Genomic DNA, 17173 nt, shown 5'->3' on the forward strand with positions numbered 1-17173 from the left:
TGCTGACATGCATTTGCGCCGCGCCGGCGAAGACGCGCAATTGTATAACAGTCGGAGCGCCGCCCGGCGCCGGGGAAACGGCCGGATGCCTCGCCCCCGCCGCCCCGCCGCTTGCCGGGAGGGGCTACAGGCTGGCGCAGACGGTATAGCTGGCGTTGTCGTCCAGGGGGTTGTCGGTGGAGACGATGATGAGCGAGCCGCCGCTGTCGCTGCCCGCGCGCATCGAGCCGGCGGCCGGGTCGCCGTCGTCCAGTGCCAGGTCGAGCTGGCGCACGAGCTTGCCCGGGATGCCGCCCGAGCAGCTCAGGATGGCGCCGCGAATGCCGAGCAGGTTGCCGCCGCGCTGGACGCCGAGGCGTCCGCCCACCGCATTGCGCGGCAGGTAGCCGGCGTTGTCCGTGTCGCTGCTGCCGGTCGCCAGATCGGCCAGGCGCACGTGCTGCCAGAAGCGGAAGGATTCGCTGTCGGCAGCGTCGTCCCAGTTGCCGTCGATCACGCCGTTGCCATCGCCTTGCCCGGTGCACTCGCCGCTGTCCGGGCACAGGTGCAAGCGTGCGCGGGCGTCGTCTCCCGGCAGGGCGCGGAAGCGGTCCTGGTAGGCGTGGACCAGTGTCGGCAAGGTGCGGAAGTCCTGGGCGAGGTTCTTGACCTTGGCGCTGTCGATCAACTCCTGGCCCTTGAGCACGCCGCCCAGCAGCAGGCCGACGATCAGCAGCACGATTGCGATTTCGACGAGGGTGAAGCCTTGTTGACGGGGTTTCATGCGCGATGCCTCCGGTAACGGGGTTGGAAGAACGGGATTACAGGCGCCCGGCCTGGGCGAGGCGGGCGATCAGCAGCGGACGGCCGATCCACACCAGCAGGTCGTCGAAGCCGGCGGTGGGCTCGCCTGCCTGGTACTCGGGATGGGTGGCGGAGTAGCTGGCATTGCGCCCGTCGGCGCCGCGGTTGGCGCCAGCCGAGAACACGAGTGCGACCGCTTGCGAATCGCTGGTGGTGATGCGGCGGCCGTCGTGCGCGTAGATCTGCAGCCCGTCCGCCGGCATGCGTTCCGGCGTGATGAGGTGGTCGCTGAAGCTGCGGTCGACCCGGTAGCGCCAGTGGCCACCCCAGCCGTCGCCGGCCTGCAGGCGCTCGCCGCCCCAGGCATCGGTGGCGGGCATGCCCAGCGTGCGCCACGGCAGAATGCCCTCGACCGCCGTGTCGCAGGGCGGAGGGGCTTCCTGGCCGTAGCCGGGCTGGGCCGGGTCCGCCTCGATGCTGGGGCAGGGCAGGCGGCCGTGGATGATGGCGAAGCCGGTCAGCGCCTGCTGGATGTCGCGCAGGCGTTCGATCGTCGTCTGGCGGTCGCGGGCCTCCATGCGGCTGCCGAGCGGAACCAGCAGGCTGCCCGAAAGCAGCGTGAGGATGACGAGTACCACCGCCAGTTCGGCGAGGGTGAAGCCGGCCTGGCACGATCCGGAAAGCGTGCGCGACGGGGGCGGCCCGGGGGGTATGTTCAGTTCAGGCATCGGACGACGTCCTGGGTGGCGGGGCGCCGCGGGTCGGAGATCCGGAATCCGGGGGCGCCATGGAACTCGGGGATGCCGAGTGCGAAGTGCTGCGGGTTGTCGCCTTCGAGGTATTGCGTGATGTCGGCCCGATCGGCGGGAGTATTGCGCTGCTGGCGGCCGTTGCCGTCGCGGATGCGCTCGCCGCCGAACAGCAGTACGGCGCGGCAGCTTTCCGAGTGTGGGCGGGTCGAGTCGATGAAGCCGATGCATGCGCTGCCGTCGCTGCACAGGGCGATGTGGAACTGGTCGCGCCAGTTGTCGTGGGCCGCGGCGGCGGGGGCGGGCACGCCCAGTTCCGCGGCCGAAGGAAGTCCGCCGGTCAACAGCAGGCCGCCGGGCGTCGCGTGCGCATGCCGGGCGAGGAGCACGGTATCGGCGAGCCGCGTGGCCAGATGCTGTGCGGCGATTTCGCCGATGCGGTCGATGTAGGTGGCGAAGTCGCTGCGCCGGCGCAGGGCGTCGTACAGGTCGTCTACGCCCAGCCAGGCGATGAGATCGTTGCGCGCGGGGCTGCCGATGCTTCCTTGCCGGACAGGCAGCGTAGCGCCGGAGGCGAGGCCGGTGCCGGCTTCGACGAAGGCGTCGAAGTCGTTCGCGGCGCTGTCGGTGCCGGCGCAGGGGGCGCTGCTGCCGCTGTTGCGATGCTGGCCGTCGAGCGGCGGACCGGGGGCGAGGATCACCGCGATGGCGAGGCCGTTCGGCGATGCGGCGGGCAAGGCCGCGCCGTCGTCGCCCTGCAGGGCGAACTGGCCCGGGCTGTCCCAGTTGAGCGATGTGGCCTTCGGGTTGTGCTTGACGCTGGCTGCGACGGCGTACCACAGGCATTCTCCCCAGCCGTCGCGCAGTTCGGGAAGGGCGAGGGTTCGCCAGGGCAGTCGCCCGGCTGCCGACAGGCCGCGAGCGCCGCAGGCGCCGAGCGTGGTCGAGCCCGTGTTGCCGGCATCCGGGCAGGGCAGGTAGCCATAATCCTGGCCGTCATGGCTTTCGCCGTAGCTGATCGCGTAGCCGAGCAAGGCCTCGCGCGCCTGCGACAGCGCCGAGATGCTGCGCGCCTGGGCCTGGGCACGAAAGCGCGCGTCGAGCCCGCCGTGGGCGAGCAGCCCGCCGGCGCCGAGCAGGATGGCGAGCGCGAGGGCGGCGATCAGGCCGTGGCCGGAGGCCCGCGTGTGCGTGCGCCTCATTCGGGCTGCCTCGCGTCCTGCTCGTCTGCGGCCAGCGGCGCCTGGGCGGGGGGCGTGTCCGCAGGCGGCTGCCAGGCGTCGCCGGTGCGCAGCCGTTCACGCGGGCTGTGTCGCGGAATCAGCTCCAGGGCGGGAAACGGCGCCGCACGCAGCGCCTGGGGCAGCGGGCCCGGCGTTCCGTCCAGCCAGAGCGTGAGCGCTCCGCTCGACTGGCGCACGAGGCCGTCGATGCGTCGCGGCGGTGGTGCGGCGGGCATCGGTCTTGCCACGACCGCCGCGGGGGGCGCGGAGGGGAGCGGCGGTTCGTCCAGGATGCGGCGTTCGTCGGGTGTGAAGAACAGGCGGCCGAGGCCGGCCTCGGTAGCCGCATCGGGGAGGGCGCTCGTTGCGGCGCCGGCCGGCGCCACGATGGCCGCGGCCAGGAGCAGAGCCGTGCGGGCAGGGGGACGATGCCTGGGGTGCGTCATCGCGAAGCCTCCCGGGTCGCCACGGAAAGCGTCAGCCAGTCGAGCCGGCAGCGGGCATGCACGCGTTTGGCCGCGTCCTCGCCACGGCGCGCCAGCGTGCAGCCGCGGGGCAGGATCAGTGCGCCGCGCATGGAAGCCAGCGCGTCGATCAGCGCCGGGAGCCGGCCTTCATGCCGGAGTGCGGCGTCGATTTCCAGGCGATGGGAGATGAGGAGGACGCCGTTCGTGTCCTCCAGCAGCCGTGCAGGGGCGAAGCGGAGCGTGTCGCCGCCGATGCCCTGCCGTATCTGGATGCGTGACGCCCCGGCGGTCCAGGCCGAGGGATCGGGCGGCTGCATCGCGCCTGCGGAGGCCAGGGCTTTCCAGCGTTCGAGCGCGGGCTGCAGTTCGTGCTGTTGCTGCCGCAGCGCCTCCATCTCGGCCATGAGGCCGGCATGCCAGCGCTGCGTCGCCGACAGCGTCGCCAGGGCTTCGTCTCGCGCACCGCTTGACCAGGACGCGGCGCCGATGCCGCCAGCCGCGAGTGCTGCGGCCAGCAGCAGGGCGGGGACGGGGGGCGGCGAGGGGGCGGTTCGTACGGGGTTCATCGGTGCGGTCCTTGCGTATGGCCCAGTGGCAGGAGCAGCTCGACATGGGCGTCGCCCCCGCTGCCGATGCGCAGGCCGATGTCCTGCGCGCCCGTTGCCGAGAGGCGGGCGATGAAGGCGTCGAGGGCGGCGTTGCCGGCGGCGTCCATCCGGGGCTGCCGGGCCGTGTCCGCAGAGAGGCTCAGCTTCACCTGGGCGAAGGCCTGCCTTGTGTCGCCGGTGGGCGAGGCCGACCAGTCCAGGGTCTGCAGGGCAAGCCCCGGGCTGTGGTCGAGGATGGCCGCCATCGGGCCGAGGACGGCGAGTGGCGCGACCGCCGCGCTGCGTTCGCGGGTGACCAGGCGCATGCTGTGGATGATCTGCGCGGGCGGCGCGTCCAGGTCTGCATGTCCGGCTTCCACTGCGGCGCGCTCGCGCTGCAGGCGGCCGATGTCGCGCTCCAGTGCGGTGTTCCGCTCGCGCGCTTCCTGTGCTGCCTTCCAGTCGAGGCCGGCCATGCCCGCCCCGCCGATGAACAGCAGCAGCCCGGCGCCAAGCGTGAAGGAAAGAGCGCGGCGCGGATGCGTCGCTGCGCCATGGCCGGAATCGGGCCAGCCCAGGCGCCGCGGGGCCCGCGCCAGCCAGCGCAGTAGCAAGGCGCTGCTGTCCGTGGCGGGGGTATCGGCCAGGGGGGGGCCGAGTTCCGCCGGATCGAGATGCCGCAGCGAGGTGCCGCCGGGGGGCGGAGGGGCATCGCCGGCCACCGTCGCTGGGGCGAGCACGACGACTTGTATGCGCTCGCCGCGGCCGGGCTGGATGGAACTGGCGTAGTGCAGCGTGCGATCGACTTCCGCCCGCCATTCCGTGTCCTGCAGCGAGGTTTCGGCGCTGAAGCCTTCCACCAGCCGTGACAGCCGCGCCCTGCGGCCTTCGGCCAGGGTCAGGCGCATGCCTGCGCGGCTGAAGCTGACGACCAGGCCGGGGTCGCTCGGCAGGAAATGGGCGATCAGTTCGCTGGCCGGGACCAGCCGTTCGCCTGCAAGCCCGGCGTCGTGCAGGACGGCTATCCAGGCCTCGATTCTCGCGGGACGGGCGAGGCCGCTGAACAACACCTGCTCGGTATTGGCCTGGCGGTCGACGGCGAGTGTCTCGGCCTTTGCGTAGGCGGGTTGCGGGTACCACGTGGCGAGGCGCCGCGAGACCAGGGCGCGGCGGTCGGCGCCGCGCACGCGAGGCAGTGTCTCGAGCTCGTGGCTTTCATCGGGCAGGTCCGCCAGGATGCGGTAGCGGGCCTTGCGGTGCCGTCCCTTCAGCCATTCGGCGAAGGTGTGCCGTTCGCCTTCGCCGAATGCGGCGAGGCGGACGATCGCATGTTCATGGCACTGGAACGCTTCCAGGCCGAGCGCATCGATACGGAGCAGGATCGGGGGGGTCGGCATGGCTGGATCCGGTTCAGACCGGGAGGCGGGTGATGATGTCGTAGATGGGGCCGAGCACCGCGGTGGCGATCCACAGCAGCAGGCCACCCATCGCCAGCGTCAGCGCGGGCTCGATCGCGGCCTGCAGGCGGCCGACTGCGTCGGCGACGTCGCGCCGGTAGATCGTGGCGACATTGCCCAGCGCGCGGTCCAGGCCGCCCGTCTGTTCGCCGACCTTGAGCATGCGTTCGACCAGCGGCGGGAACAGGCCGCTGGCACCGAAGGCGGCCGAGACGGTATGGCCTTGCTCGATCTGGTGGCTGGCGTGGCGCAGGGCGTCGCGCAGGGCGAGGTTGCCGGCGGCGTCCTGGGTGATGCGCAGGGCGTCGATGATCGTGATGCCGGAGGCGTAGAGCGTGGCGAGGACGCCGGCGAAGCGGGCGAGGGCGAGCTTGGTCTGGATTTCGCCGGCGATCGGGAGGCGCAGCAGCAGGCGGTGCAGGCGCGTGCGGGCGGACTCCGAGCGCGCCAGCGTCCAGCGCGCGCCGCCGAATGCCAGCGCGGCGATACCGAGCAGGGCCCACCAGGCCTGCGTCACCAGGTGCGACAGGCCGATGAGCAGGCGTGTCTGCAGCGGCAGTGTCTGGCCGCTGCTGCGGAACAGCTTTTCCAGTTCGGGTACCACGTGGACGAGGGCGACGACGAGGGCGAGCAGCATCAGGAAGGCCACGATCGCGGGGTAGATGGCGATGCGGCGGGCGTAGCCGACGAGTTCGTCTTCGTGTTCGAGCGCGGCGCCGATGTCACGCACCGCTTCGGGCAGGCGGCCGGCCTGTTCCCCCGCCCGCAGCAGGGCGACGGTGGCGGACGGGAATACGGCCGGCTGGCGGGCAGCGGCCTCGGACATCGGCTGGCCGCGCTCGATGTCGGCGAGCAGCGTCGCGACCACCATGCGCATGCGCGGATGCGTGGTGGCGTCGCGCAGCGCGCCCAGGCTTTCGAAGGGCGGTACGCCGGCCGCCAGCAGTTGCTCGAGGTGGAAGCAGAAGTGGATCAGTTCGCGGCGTGGAAGGCGCCGGCCGGGCAGGCCGGGCGTGCGCCGTGGCTCGCCGTTGATGAAGACGAGGCCCTGGCCCAGCAGCCGGGTTTCCAGGTCGGAGAGGTCTGCCGCGTCCAGGTCGCCGCGGAGCATGCGGCCGTCGGCCGCCATCGCCCGGTAACGGTAGGTTCTCATGCGCACGGCCCCCGTGCGGCCGCATGGCTGGCGAGGTCGACGACGCGCGCCAGTTCGGCGAGCGAGGTGGTGCCGTCGAGCACGCGGCGCACGCCATCGTCCGCGAGGCCGAGATGCCCGCGGGCATGCAAGGCCGCGCGCAGCACACCCGGGCCGGCGCCGGCGGCGATTTGTTCGTCGAGGGCGGCATCGACGTGCAGCAGTTCCATGATGGCACGCCGTCCGCGGTAGCCGTGAAAGCCGCATTCGATGCAGCCGGAGGGTGTGAACAGGGGCGGCGCGGCGTCGGCCGGCAGGCCGAGCAGGCGGCATTCGCCGGGTGATGCGGGCGCTTCGATGCGGCATTCCGGGCACAGCCGGCGCACCAGGCGCTGGGCGATGATGCCCGACAGGCTGCCGGCGAGCAGGTCGGCGCGCAGCCCGATGTCGAGCAGGCGCGGTATGGCGCCGAGCGCGGAGTTGGCGTGCAGGGTGGCGAATACCTGGTGGCCGGTGAGGGCGGCGCGCAAGGCCATCTGTGCCGTGTCGGCGTCGCGGATCTCGCCGACCAGCAGGATGTCCGGATCCTGGCGCAGCAGGGCGCGCACGCCGTCGGCGAAACCGAGGCGGCTGCTGTCGCCGATCGGGGTCTGGCGGATCTGGGCGAGGGGGTATTCGACCGGGTCCTCCAGCGTCATGATGTTCACCGCTTCGGTGTTGAGGTGGCTGAGGATGGAATACAGCGTGGTCGTCTTGCCGCTGCCGGTGGGGCCGCAGACGAGGATCAGCCCTTCCGGCCGTGCCAGCATGCGGTCGAGCGTGATGCGTTGTTCCGTGCTCAGGCCCAGCGCATCGAGCGGCACGATGCCTTTCTCGCGGTCCAGGATGCGCAGCACGATGTTCTCGCCGTGCAGGGTGGGCTGGGTGGCGACGCGGAAGTCGATCGGCCGCCCGGCGATCGTCAGCGAGATGCGGCCGTCCTGCGGGCTGCGTGATTCGGCGATGTCCAGCCCGGCCATGACCTTGAGGCGCACCGCCAGTTCGGGCCAGAACGATTTGTGCAGCGCGCGGACCTGGCGCAGCGTGCCGTCGATGCGTTGGCGGATGCGCAGATAGCCTGCTTCGGGCTCGAAGTGGATGTCGGAGGCGCCGCAGACGGCAGCCTCGGCCAGCATCGCGTCGACCAGGCGCACCACGGCCTGGCCGTCGCGCGGGGTGCCGGCTCCGGCCCGTGCCTCGCCGCGGGTGCCGCGCTGTTCGATCTCGCGCACGATGTCGTCGATGGCGACGGCCTGGCCATAGTGGCGTTCGATGGCGCGTTCGAGTTCCACGTCGGCGGCGATACGCAGTTCCACACGGATTCCGGGGCCGAGTTCGGCCTGAAGGCGATCGAGCGCGATGACGTCGTGGGCATTGGCGGTGGCGACGACGAGCAGGCGTTCAGCCTTGTGGAGCTGCAGCGGCAGCAGCCGGTGCCGCCTGGCGAGCGCCTGAGGGACGAGGGTGAGCGCGGCGGGATCGGCCAGGGTGTCGCCGAGCTCGACGCTGGGGTGGCCGCTGCGTGTCGCCAGGACGTCGCGCAGCGCGCTGTCGCTGACGAAGCCGAGTTCGACCAGGACCTGGCCGAGCGGTCGCCTGAGCTGCTGTTGTTCGTGCAGCGCGATGCGCAGCTGGTCGGCGCCGATGAGGCGGGCGTCGAGCAGCAATTGGCCGATCGGTAGCGGTGCATTCATTGGCGTTCTCCCGTTTCGGCTGCCGTGCGGGAAGGCAGGAGCAGCGGACGCAGCGGCACGGATGGCAGGTTGCGATGGCCGGGAGCAGGGGCGGAGACGAGAAAGCCGGGGCCCGGCAGGTGGTCGGCATATTCCGCATAGTCGCTCCCCGTGCTGGGGTCCTCGACGAGCAGTGGCCGCAGGAAGATCAGCAGTTCGGTGCGGCGCACGGCGTTGTCGCGGCGGGTGAAGAGTTCGCCGAGCAGCGGGATCTCGCCCAGCAGAGGGATGCGGCCGGTGTCGTGGTCCACGCGGTCTTCCATGAGGCCGCCGAGCACCGCGATTTCGCCGCTGCGCAGGCGCAGCATCGATTCGATTTCACGCGTGCGGATCTGCGGCACGCGGTTGGGGATGTTGCGCAGCGAGGGGTTCGGGTCGTCCCTGAAACCGGAAATGCCGGAGATGGTCGGGCGCACGTTGAGCGTGATTTCGCCGTTGGCGCTGATCTGCGGCGTCACCGACATGACCATGCCGACCGAGACTGACTGGGGCGTCGTGGTGGCGGTGATCTTTTCGCGATCGCTGTCGCCGTACTCGGTGGTGGAGGCGTCGACCAGGAAATAGACGTACTCCTCCACGACCTTGAGCATCGCGGTCTGGTTGTTGAGCACCGACAGGCGCGGGCTCGACAGCACCTTCACGGTGCCGAAGGTTTCCAGCAGTTCGAGTTTGAGCTCGGTGTTCCCCGAGGCGTAGCTCAGCGTCGGCGCGGCGAGGCCGGCGCCCGCGCTGCCCTGCGGGTGGATGTTCCAGCCCGGCAGGCCGAGGCGGGTCCAGTCCACGCCCTGCTTGTAGCCGTCGGCCAGCGTCACTTCGACGATGGTGGCCTCGATCATCACCTGCCGCCGCGCGGCTTGCTGCACCTGTCCGATGAAGGCAGCGAGGTATTCGTGCTGGCGGGCCGTGGCACGCACCATGACGAGCCCGCTTTCGCGGTTGATCATGATGTCGTCGTCGCGGCAGGCGTCCGAGCCCTCGCCGCCGCAGCGTGTCCCGCCTTGCGCGCCGCTGCCGAGGATGGTGCGGATGCTGGCCAGCATCGACTGCCAGAAGTCGTTGCTCGAGCGGGTTTCGATCTGCGTCACGGAGGTGTTGCCCGCGGCGTTGCCGCGATTGTCCGCGCTGCTGGAACTGGTCGATATCTGGGTGCTGGTGGCGACGGTGCCGCGCATGGTGCGGCTCAGGTTGACGTAGTCGAGCGCGTAGCTGCGCAGGAAAGGGGTGTCGGGCCGTACGCTGAGATGGCCATTGGCGAATTCGTAGCGGATCGGCGCCTGGCGTGCGATGCGCGCGAGCAACTGGCCGAGCGTCTGGTCGATGGCATTGAGCGTGACCTTGCCTTCGATGCCGCCGTGCAGGTCGAGGTCGAGCCGCGCGTCGCGGCCGATCGCGAGCAGCAACTGCTGCACGGGGAGATCCCGCACCGAGACGGAATAGGTTTCTTCACGGCCGGCCGCGGCGGGCGCTGCCTGCGGAACGGGCGGCGCGACGGGCGCAGGGGCGGCCGCTGGCGGATGGGCTGGCACTGGCGCGGAGAGATGGCCTTTCGGGGCCTGGTATGCGGGCAGGCCGGCGCATGCGCCCAGCAGCAGCGCGCATGCCAGAAGGGTAACGGAGAGGCGGAGATCGGTCCGGGAAATCATGCGATGATGCTAAACGCATTTATGCAAAAAGAGAATACTTTTATGGCATTATTTCCGAGGCCCTGCCGTCTGGCGGGGAGAAGAATGATCCGGCAGGTGCGCGCGAGTTGGCTGTTGCAATCCGGCAGCATGCGAAGAAGGCACGCCTGCCTCTGCTAGAATGCGCGGTCCTGATAACAAGACATGGAATTCGTGGCCACAGCAGCCGAGCGCGATGCGCCTCTCGTTTCCCTTCGCGATGTCCGCTTCGCCTATGGCGAGCGGCCGGTGCTGCGCGGCATCGACCTGAGCGTGCATCGCGGCCAGGTGGTCGCGATCATGGGGGGGAGCGGCTGTGGCAAGACCACCTTGCTGCGGCTCATCGGCGGCCAGTTGAAGGCGAGCGCGGGCACCGTGGAGGTCGATGGGCGCGATGTCGGCGGGCTCGGCCGGGCGGAGCTCTACGCGATGCGCCGGCGCATGGGCATGCTGTTCCAGTTCGGTGCGCTGTTTACCGACATGAGCGTGTTCGACAACGTCGCCTTCCCGCTGCGCGAGCACACCGACTTGCCGCCGTCCATGATCAGCGACCTGGTGCTGATGAAGCTGCAGGCGGTGGGGCTGCGCGGTGCGGCGTCGCTGCGGCCGGGCGAGCTGTCTGGCGGCATGGCGCGGCGTGTGGCGCTGGCGCGCGCGGTCGCCCTGGATCCGATGCTGATCCTGTACGACGAGCCCTTCGCCGGGCTGGACCCGATTTCGCTGGGCATCATCGGGCAACTGATCCGGCGCCTGAACGACGCGCTCGGCGCCAGCTCGGTGATGGTCACGCACGACGTGCATGAGTCGCTGGAGATCGTGGACTACATCTATTTCGTTTCCGAGGGGCGCATCGTGGCGCAGGGCACCCCCGGGGAGATCCGGGCGTCGGCGGACCCCTTCGTCCACCAGTTCGTCAATGCCGAGGCCGACGGTCCGGTGCCCTTCCATTATCCGGCGCCGTCGATCGGCAGCCTGCTGGGCGCGGGGGCGGCATGAGCGGCCCGTTCTCCGCCATCGTTGCCGGGTTGCGGCATGTCGGCAAGATGACGATAGACGGCGTCTGGCGGCTGGGTTTCGTCACCCGCTTCCTGTTCGCGGTGCTGCTGGCTTCCGGCCAGTCGCTGACCCGCATCCATCTGACGATCCGCGAGCTGTACTTCAGCGGCGTGCTGTCGCTGCTCATCATCACCGTGTCCGGACTGTTCGTCGGCCTGGTGCTCGGGCTGCAGGGCTACGACATCCTGCAGCGCTATGGTTCGGCCGATGCGGTGGGGGTGATGGTGGCGCTGTCGCTGCTGCGCGAGCTGGGGCCGGTGATCGCGGCCTTGCTGTTCGCCAGCCGTGCGGGCTCGGCGATCACCGCCGAGATCGGGCTGATGAAGACCACCGAGCAGTTGAAGGCGATGGATATGATGGCGGTGAATCCGATTGCCCGCGTGGTGGCGCCGCGCTTCTGGGGCGGCGTGCTGTCGATGCCCCTGCTGGCGGCGTTGTTCTCGGCGATGGGCGTGTTCGGCGGCTGGCTGATCACCGTCGTCGTCATCGGTGTCGATGACGGCGCCTTCTGGTCGCAGATGCAGGCCGCGGTGGAATTCGACTACGACGTGCTGAACGGCGTGATCAAGTCCCTTGTCTTCGGTACGGTGGTGTCGCTGATCGCCGTGTTCGAAGGCTATGACTGCGAGCCCACCGCCGAGGGCGTGTCGCGCGCGATCACCCGCACCGTGGTGACTTCGGCGCTGGCCATCCTGGCGCTCGATTTCGTACTTACCTCTTTCATGTTCCGGGGTTGATGATGAGTCGTACCGCACTCGACCTGTGGGTCGGCATTTTCGTTGCCATCGGCTTTGCCGCGCTGGTCTTTCTGGCGATGAAGGTCGGCAATTTTTCTGGTATCAACGGTAGCGAGAACTATCGTATAGAGGCGTCCTTCGACAACATCGGCGGGCTCAAGGTGCGCGCGCCGGTCAAGAGTGCCGGCGTGCTCGTCGGCCGTGTGCAGGACATCCGCTTCGACACCGAAACATATCGCGCCGTCGTGCGGCTGGATATCGACAAGCGCTTCGAGTTCCCGGCCGACACTTCGGCATCGATCCTGACGTCCGGCCTGTTGGGCGAGCAGTACATCGGCCTCGATGCGGGGGCCGATGTCGAACCGCTCAAGGATGGCGATCGCGTGCTGATCACCCAGTCCGCCGTCGTGCTCGAGAAACTGATCGGCCAGTTCCTGTTCGACAAGGCTGCCGAGCCGGCCGCGCAGTGAATCGGCGCGGACCATCGCTGGAGAAGAACAACATGAACGCTCTGACCATCACGTGCTCTGCCGCCCGCAGGCCCTTGGCCGTCGCCGCGCTGTCGGCCCTGCTGCTGGGCGGCTGCGCCACGGCGAACAATGCGAAGGACCCGCTCGAGGGCTACAACCGGGCCATGTTCAGTTTCAATGAGCAGGTCGACAAGGTGGTCGTCAAGCCGGCTGCCCAGGCTTACGAGTTCGTGCTGCCGAATTTCGTCCGCACCGGTGTCGGCAACTTCATCGGCAATCTCGAAGACCCCTGGATCGGCATCAACAATCTGCTGCAGGGCAAGGCCGCCGATGCCCTGTCCGACCTGATGCGCTTCGCCTTCAACTCGACTTTCGGCCTGCTGGGGGTGATCGACATCGCGACTCCGATGGGGCTGCCCAAGCACGACGAAGACCTCGGCCAGACACTGGGGAGCTGGGGCGTGGGAGAAGGGGCGTACGTCGTGCTGCCCTTCTTCGGCCCCCGCACCGTGCGCGACAGCGTGGCGCTGCCGGCCGACTTCATGGGCCAGAATCCGGTGCGGATCGACCATGTGCCCACGCGCAACAGTTACACCGCGTTGCGCGTCACCCACCAGCGCTCCACCTTCCTCGGTGCCGAAAGGACGGTGGATGAGGCGACGATCGACAAGTACGCCTATACCCGCGACTTCTATCTTGAACAACGCCGTTACAAGGTTTCGGATGGCAATGTGGCGCGCGAGTATGAAGATTTCGAGGCGCGCCTCGGTCCGGCGCTCGGCGAGGAGGTCGACATGGCTGCCGAGGCGGCGGTCGGGCGTCTCGAACTGAGCGGCATCGGCAGCGGGCAGATTGCCGCCGCAATGCAAACGGGAAAATGACATGAATTTCAAGAAACTGCTCGTTCTGTTCTGTTTCCTCGCCGCCGGCCTGATGCCGATGGCGCAGGCCTCGGCGCAGCCGGCACCCGACGTGCTGGTGCGTGAAGTCACCAACGAAGTGCTCGAGATCGTGCGTGCCGACAGGGCGATCCAGGCCGGTGACTCGCAGCGGGTCATCGCGCTTGTGCACGCCAAGGTGCTTCCGCATTTCGATTTTCGCCGCATGACCATGCTGGCCGTCGGCCGCGACTGGCGCGATGCCTCTGCGGAGCAGCAGGGGCAACTGACGGAGGCTTTCCGCACCCTGCTGGTGCGTACCTACTCCAACGCGCTGACCCAGTACCGCGACCAGACGATCGACTTCAAGCCGACCCGCTTCGGCGAGGCCGACAAGCGCGTGCAGGTGCGCACCGAGGTGCGCCAGAGCGGCGCGCAGCCGATCGGCATCGACTACATGCTGGAGAAGTCGGATGCGGGCTGGAAGGTGTTCGACGTCATCGTCGCTGGGGTCAGCCTGGTCACCAACTATCGCGGCAGCTTCACGCAGGAGATCCGCAGCGGCGGCATCGACGGTCTGATCAAGTCGCTCGAGGTGAAGAATCGTTCGCTCGAGGCGGAGCAGAAGCCTTCATGAACGATGCGCTCGTGCCGGCGGTGTTCACGCCGCAGGGGCCGCTGACGATGCATCGTGCCGCAGCGGCGCTGGAAGAAGGGCGCCGTCTCGCCAAGGCCGGGCCGCTGGTGGTGGATCTTACGGCAGTGACGCTTGCCGATTCGGCGGCGCTGGCGCTGATCCTCGACTGGCTGCGCGCTGCGCGCGAGGCGGGGCAGCACATCGTGCTGCGTGGCCTGCCGCCCGGGCTCGCCAGCCTTGCCGCGCTCTACGACATCGATGGCCTGCTGCCGCTGGAGCCGGCTGCATGACGGTGCCGGCCATCCGGGTCCGTGCCGTCACCAAGCAGTACGGAACGCTGAACGCGCTCGGTGGCGTTGACCTCGAGGTCGGGCAGGGCGAGTTTTTCGGCCTGCTCGGCCCGAACGGGGCAGGCAAGACCACGCTGATCTCGGCGCTTGCCGGGCTCGTCCGGCCCGACGGCGGGTCGCTCGAGATCATGGGCCACGACGTCGTCGGTGATTACCGCAATGCGCGGCGCAATCTTGGCGTGGTGCCGCAGGAACTGGTGTTCGATCCCTTTTTCTCGGTGCGCGAACTGCTGCGCATCCAGTCGGGCTACTTCGGCATACGCGGCAACGACGACTGGATCGACGAGATCCTTGCCAGCCTGGACCTGACGCACAAGGCGGGCGCCAACATGCGCTCGCTGTCGGGCGGTATGAAGCGGCGCGTGCTGGTGGCGCAGGCGCTGGTGCACCGGCCGCCGGTGATCGTGCTCGACGAGCCCACGGCCGGGGTCGACGTCGAACTGCGCCAGGGCTTGTGGCAGTTCGTCCGCAAGCTCAATCAAGCAGGCCACACCATCGTGCTGACCACGCATTACCTGGAAGAGGCGGAGAGCCTGTGCGGGCGCATCGCCATGCTCAAGGCCGGCAGGGTGGTCGCGCTCGACACGACGGACAACCTGCTGCGCCGTTTCGCCACGCACAGCCTGCGCGTCAGCGTGGACAGGGTGGACACCGCCGCCGCGCTTGGCGGCCGCGCGGCGGAGGACGGCTGGGTGGAATTCGCCTTCGATGGCTATGCCGATGTCGAAGGCCTGCTGGCCCGCCTGCGCGAGTCCGGCGCGGGGCTGCGCGAAATCCAGCTGGGCGCGCCGGATCTCGAGCGGGTGTTCGTGGAGGTCATGCATCGTGCCTGAAACGCCGCGTGCCATGCACCCCGCGGTTGCGCCGCGCATCGAGCCGATGGCCGCCGACGCCGCGCTGACGGGCTTCCGCACCCTGCTGTACAAGGAAGTGCTGCGCTTCTGGAAGGTGGGATTCCAGACCGTGGCGGCACCGGTGCTCAATGCGCTGCTGTTCCTGCTGATCTTCTCGCATGTGCTCGACCGCCATGTCACCGTGTATGGCGACGTGGCCTACACCAGCTTCCTGGTGCCCGGGCTGGTGATGATGTCGGTACTGCAGAACGCGTTCGCCAACAGCTCATCCTCGCTGATCCAGAGCAAGATCACCGGCAACATCATCTTCGTGCTGCTGCCGCCGCTGTCCTATCGGGAGTTCTATGGGGCCTACGTCATCGCATCCACCCTGCGCGGCCTGCTGGTGGGCGGCGGGGTGCTGCTGATGGCGATGCCCTTCGTCGACCTGGGCATCGCCAATCCTTTGTGGGTGCTGGCTTTTGCCGTGATGGGCGGGGCGATCCTGGGCTCCTTCGGCGTCATTGCCGGCATCTGGGCCGACAAGTTCGACCAGCTCGCCACCTTCCAGAACTTCCTCATCATGCCGCTGACGATGCTGTCCGGTGTCTTCTATTCGATCCACTCGCTGCCGGAGCTCTGGCAGGATGTGTCGCATCTGAACCCGTTCTTTTTCATGATCGACGGGTTCCGCTACGGTTTCTTCGGTCAATCGGATACTTCGCCCTGGCTGTCGCTCGGCGTGGTGTCGGTCTGTTTCGTACTGCTCGCGGCGCTTACCCTGGCCATGCTCGCACGGGGCTACAAGCTGCGGTCATAAAGGATGAATCATGTTTGAAGCTAGCGAAATCAAGCGCCTGATCGAGCAGGGCATGCCCTGCGAATTCGTCGCCATCGAAGGTGACGACGGGGTGCATTTCACCGGCGTGGTTGTCAGCTCCGCCTTCGAGGGCAAGCCGCGCGTGCGCCAGCACCAGGCGGTGTATGCCACGCTCGGCGGCCTGATGGGCAACGAGATCCATGCGCTGCAACTGCAGACCTTCACACCCGCGCAATGGGAAGAAGGCCGCGGCGAACTGGGCATGTGAGGCGGGGATGGACAAACTGCTGATAGAAGGTGGCAGCCGCCTGTCGGGCGAAGTCGCCGTTTCCGGTGCCAAGAATGCCGCGCTGCCGATCCTGTGCGCGGCGCTGCTGACCGCCGAGCCCGTGACCTTCACCAATGTGCCGCAGTTGAAGGATATCGGCACTTTGCTGGCGCTGCTCGCGCAGATGGGCGTCAAGGTGGCGCGCGAGGGCGATAGCGTCACGCTCGACGCCTCGGGCCTGGACAACCCGGTCGCGCCCTACGAGATGGTCAAGACGATGCGGGCATCGATCCTCGTGCTCGGCCCGCTGGTGGCTCGCTGCGGCGAGGCCAAGGTCTCGCTGCCCGGCGGCTGCGCCATCGGCGCCCGTCCGGTGGACCAGCACATCAAGGGCCTGCAGGCGATGGGCGCGGACGTGCGCGTCGAGCATGGTTACGTCCATGCGAATGTGCCGCGCCTGAAGGGCGCGCGCCTGTTCACCGACATGGTCACCGTGACCGGCACCGAGAACCTGATGATGGCCGCCGCGCTGGCCGATGGCGAAACCGTCATCGAGAATGCCGCGCGCGAGCCCGAAATCGTCGATCTGGCGAACTGCCTGGTGGCGATGGGCGCGCGCGTCTCGGGTGCGGGCTCGGACGTGATCCGCATTCGCGGCGTCGATCGGCTGCATGGCGCAACGCACCGCATCATGCCCGATCGCATCGAGACTGGCACCTACCTGTGCGCCGCGGCCGCGACGGGCGGATCGGTGCGGCTCACCGGCACCAGTTCCAGCTACCTGGATGCCGTCATCGACAAGCTGATGGACGCAGGTTGCGAAGTGGTGTCCGAGCGCGATGCGATCCGCCTCAGCGCGCCCGAGCGCCTGAACGCGGTCAGCCTGCGCACCGCGCCCTATCCGGCCTTCCCGACCGACATGCAGGCGCAGTTCATGGCGATCAACTGCGTGGCGCAAGGTGTCGCGATGATCCGCGAGACCATCTTCGAGAACCGCTTCATGCATGCCGTCGAACTCCAGCGCCTCGGCGCGGATATCCGCATCGATGGCAACACCGCCGTGGTGCAGGGCGTGGAGCGGCTGCAGGGGGCGACGGTCATGGCGACCGACCTGCGCGCTTCGGCCAGCCTGGTGGTGGCAGGCCTGGTGGCGGAAGGGGAGACCGTCATCGAGCGCATCTACCATCTCGATCGCGGCTACGAGCGGCTCGAAGCGAAGCTTGCCGCCCTCGGCGCCCGGGTCAGGCGCCTGGGATGAACTACCGGCGCGCCCTGGCGGGTGCGCCGCGGGCC

The 17173-nt window shown here is 68.9% G+C and carries 19 protein-coding genes; 10 read left to right on the top strand and 9 right to left on the bottom strand.

The genetic code is table 11. The annotated features are described in order from the left end of the window. Positions 1-124: 124 nt before the first annotated feature. Genes C666_RS07195 through C666_RS07235 form a run of 9 tightly spaced genes read right to left on the bottom strand, consistent with a single transcriptional unit; the run spans position 125 to position 9579 of the window. Positions 125-763 (bottom strand): prepilin-type N-terminal cleavage/methylation domain-containing protein, encoded by a 639-nt coding sequence (locus tag C666_RS07195; RefSeq protein ID WP_004336096.1) that lies wholly within the window; start codon positions 761-763, stop codon positions 125-127. 37 nt (positions 764-800) lie between these two features. After that, on the bottom strand, positions 801-1511 hold the full coding sequence (locus C666_RS07200; protein WP_004336098.1) for a type II secretion system protein: 711 nt from the start codon (positions 1509-1511) through the stop codon (positions 801-803). Continuing rightward, complete coding sequence (locus tag C666_RS07205) at positions 1499-2734, bottom strand: hypothetical protein (RefSeq protein WP_004336100.1); 1236 nt, start codon at positions 2732-2734, stop codon at positions 1499-1501. The genes C666_RS07200 and C666_RS07205 overlap by 13 nt, the downstream gene beginning before the upstream one ends. Then, entirely contained in the window at positions 2731-3201 is a 471-nt protein-coding gene (locus C666_RS19305) for a hypothetical protein (protein WP_004336101.1), read from the bottom strand. The genes C666_RS07205 and C666_RS19305 overlap by 4 nt, the downstream gene beginning before the upstream one ends. After that, entirely contained in the window at positions 3198-3788 is a 591-nt protein-coding gene (locus C666_RS07215; protein ID WP_004336102.1) for a hypothetical protein, read from the bottom strand. Before C666_RS07215 ends, C666_RS19305 begins: the two co-directional genes overlap by 4 nt. Beyond that, positions 3785-5206 (bottom strand): hypothetical protein, encoded by a 1422-nt coding sequence (locus C666_RS07220; RefSeq protein WP_004336103.1) that lies wholly within the window; start codon positions 5204-5206, stop codon positions 3785-3787. Before C666_RS07220 ends, C666_RS07215 begins: the two co-directional genes overlap by 4 nt. Before the next feature lie 13 nt (positions 5207-5219). Then, on the bottom strand, positions 5220-6419 hold the full coding sequence (locus C666_RS07225) for a type II secretion system F family protein (protein ID WP_028792203.1): 1200 nt from the start codon (positions 6417-6419) through the stop codon (positions 5220-5222). Further along, complete coding sequence (locus tag C666_RS07230; protein ID WP_004336105.1) at positions 6416-8131, bottom strand: GspE/PulE family protein; 1716 nt, start codon at positions 8129-8131, stop codon at positions 6416-6418. Before C666_RS07230 ends, C666_RS07225 begins: the two co-directional genes overlap by 4 nt. Next, positions 8128-9579 (bottom strand): secretin GspD/PilQ domain-containing protein, encoded by a 1452-nt coding sequence (locus C666_RS07235; protein ID WP_425427309.1) that lies wholly within the window; start codon positions 9577-9579, stop codon positions 8128-8130. The genes C666_RS07230 and C666_RS07235 overlap by 4 nt, the downstream gene beginning before the upstream one ends. 417 nt (positions 9580-9996) lie before the next feature. On the opposite strand from C666_RS07235, the gene C666_RS07240 reads away from it, so the two are divergent. From C666_RS07240 to murA, 10 genes are read left to right on the top strand one after another with little or no spacing between them, the layout of a single operon-like run. After that, positions 9997-10827, top strand: a complete 831-nt coding sequence (locus C666_RS07240; RefSeq protein WP_004336107.1) for an ABC transporter ATP-binding protein — start codon at positions 9997-9999, stop codon at positions 10825-10827. Then, positions 10824-11624 carry a lipid asymmetry maintenance ABC transporter permease subunit MlaE gene (mlaE, locus tag C666_RS07245; protein WP_004336109.1) on the top strand — a complete coding sequence of 267 codons (801 nt, stop codon included), beginning with the start codon at positions 10824-10826 and terminating at the stop codon, positions 11622-11624. The genes C666_RS07240 and mlaE overlap by 4 nt, the downstream gene beginning before the upstream one ends. Before the next feature lie 2 nt (positions 11625-11626). Then, positions 11627-12094 carry an outer membrane lipid asymmetry maintenance protein MlaD gene (gene mlaD, locus C666_RS07250; RefSeq protein WP_028792204.1) on the top strand — a complete coding sequence of 156 codons (468 nt, stop codon included), beginning with the start codon at positions 11627-11629 and terminating at the stop codon, positions 12092-12094. Positions 12095-12126: 32 nt separating this feature from the next. Further along, on the top strand, positions 12127-12975 hold the full coding sequence (locus tag C666_RS07255; RefSeq protein WP_004336113.1) for an MlaA family lipoprotein: 849 nt from the start codon (positions 12127-12129) through the stop codon (positions 12973-12975). 1 nt (position 12976) lies between these two features. Then, entirely contained in the window at positions 12977-13609 is a 633-nt protein-coding gene (locus C666_RS07260) for an MlaC/ttg2D family ABC transporter substrate-binding protein (RefSeq protein WP_004336115.1), read from the top strand. Next, the gene (locus tag C666_RS07265) at positions 13606-13899 is read left to right on the top strand and encodes an STAS domain-containing protein (protein ID WP_004336117.1); all 294 of its coding nucleotides are present in this window, start codon (positions 13606-13608) and stop codon (positions 13897-13899) included. The genes C666_RS07260 and C666_RS07265 overlap by 4 nt, the downstream gene beginning before the upstream one ends. Then, entirely contained in the window at positions 13896-14792 is an 897-nt protein-coding gene (locus tag C666_RS07270; protein WP_004336119.1) for an ABC transporter ATP-binding protein, read from the top strand. Before C666_RS07265 ends, C666_RS07270 begins: the two co-directional genes overlap by 4 nt. Before the next feature lie 46 nt (positions 14793-14838). After that, positions 14839-15612, top strand: coding sequence for an ABC transporter permease (locus tag C666_RS07275; protein ID WP_028792206.1), 774 nt, complete (start codon positions 14839-14841; stop codon positions 15610-15612). A 10-nt stretch (positions 15613-15622) separates the two neighbouring features. Next, on the top strand, positions 15623-15880 hold the full coding sequence (locus tag C666_RS07280) for a BolA family protein (protein ID WP_004336123.1): 258 nt from the start codon (positions 15623-15625) through the stop codon (positions 15878-15880). Between the two features lie 7 nt (positions 15881-15887). After that, positions 15888-17138 carry a UDP-N-acetylglucosamine 1-carboxyvinyltransferase gene (gene murA / locus C666_RS07285; protein ID WP_004336125.1) on the top strand — a complete coding sequence of 417 codons (1251 nt, stop codon included), beginning with the start codon at positions 15888-15890 and terminating at the stop codon, positions 17136-17138. Positions 17139-17173: the final 35 nt, after the last annotated feature.

Origin of the sequence: Thauera linaloolentis 47Lol = DSM 12138, from assembly GCF_000310205.1 — a bacterium.
In the GTDB taxonomy this organism is placed as follows: Bacteria; Pseudomonadota; Gammaproteobacteria; order Burkholderiales; family Rhodocyclaceae; genus Thauera; species Thauera linaloolentis.

Bases quoted from the DNA above. Each gene is read 5' to 3' on its own strand.
- C666_RS07195 (WP_004336096.1), bottom strand. From the start codon at position 763: ATGAAACCCCGTCAACAAGGCTTCACCCTCGTCGAAATCGCAATCGTG.
- C666_RS07200 (WP_004336098.1), bottom strand. From the start codon at position 1,511: ATGCCTGAACTGAACATACCCCCCGGGCCGCCCCCGTCGCGCACGCTT.
- C666_RS07205 (WP_004336100.1), bottom strand. From the start codon at position 2,734: ATGAGGCGCACGCACACGCGGGCCTCCGGCCACGGCCTGATCGCCGCC.
- C666_RS19305 (WP_004336101.1), bottom strand. From the start codon at position 3,201: ATGACGCACCCCAGGCATCGTCCCCCTGCCCGCACGGCTCTGCTCCTG.
- C666_RS07215 (WP_004336102.1), bottom strand. From the start codon at position 3,788: ATGAACCCCGTACGAACCGCCCCCTCGCCGCCCCCCGTCCCCGCCCTG.
- C666_RS07220 (WP_004336103.1), bottom strand. From the start codon at position 5,206: ATGCCGACCCCCCCGATCCTGCTCCGTATCGATGCGCTCGGCCTGGAA.
- C666_RS07225 (WP_028792203.1), bottom strand. From the start codon at position 6,419: ATGAGAACCTACCGTTACCGGGCGATGGCGGCCGACGGCCGCATGCTC.
- C666_RS07230 (WP_004336105.1), bottom strand. From the start codon at position 8,131: ATGAATGCACCGCTACCGATCGGCCAATTGCTGCTCGACGCCCGCCTC.
- C666_RS07240 (WP_004336107.1), top strand. From the start codon at position 9,997: ATGGAATTCGTGGCCACAGCAGCCGAGCGCGATGCGCCTCTCGTTTCC.
- mlaE (WP_004336109.1), top strand. From the start codon at position 10,824: ATGAGCGGCCCGTTCTCCGCCATCGTTGCCGGGTTGCGGCATGTCGGC.
- mlaD (WP_028792204.1), top strand. From the start codon at position 11,627: ATGAGTCGTACCGCACTCGACCTGTGGGTCGGCATTTTCGTTGCCATC.
- C666_RS07255 (WP_004336113.1), top strand. From the start codon at position 12,127: ATGAACGCTCTGACCATCACGTGCTCTGCCGCCCGCAGGCCCTTGGCC.
- C666_RS07260 (WP_004336115.1), top strand. From the start codon at position 12,977: ATGAATTTCAAGAAACTGCTCGTTCTGTTCTGTTTCCTCGCCGCCGGC.
- C666_RS07265 (WP_004336117.1), top strand. From the start codon at position 13,606: ATGAACGATGCGCTCGTGCCGGCGGTGTTCACGCCGCAGGGGCCGCTG.
- C666_RS07270 (WP_004336119.1), top strand. From the start codon at position 13,896: ATGACGGTGCCGGCCATCCGGGTCCGTGCCGTCACCAAGCAGTACGGA.
- C666_RS07275 (WP_028792206.1), top strand. From the start codon at position 14,839: ATGGCCGCCGACGCCGCGCTGACGGGCTTCCGCACCCTGCTGTACAAG.
- C666_RS07280 (WP_004336123.1), top strand. From the start codon at position 15,623: ATGTTTGAAGCTAGCGAAATCAAGCGCCTGATCGAGCAGGGCATGCCC.
- murA (WP_004336125.1), top strand. From the start codon at position 15,888: ATGGACAAACTGCTGATAGAAGGTGGCAGCCGCCTGTCGGGCGAAGTC.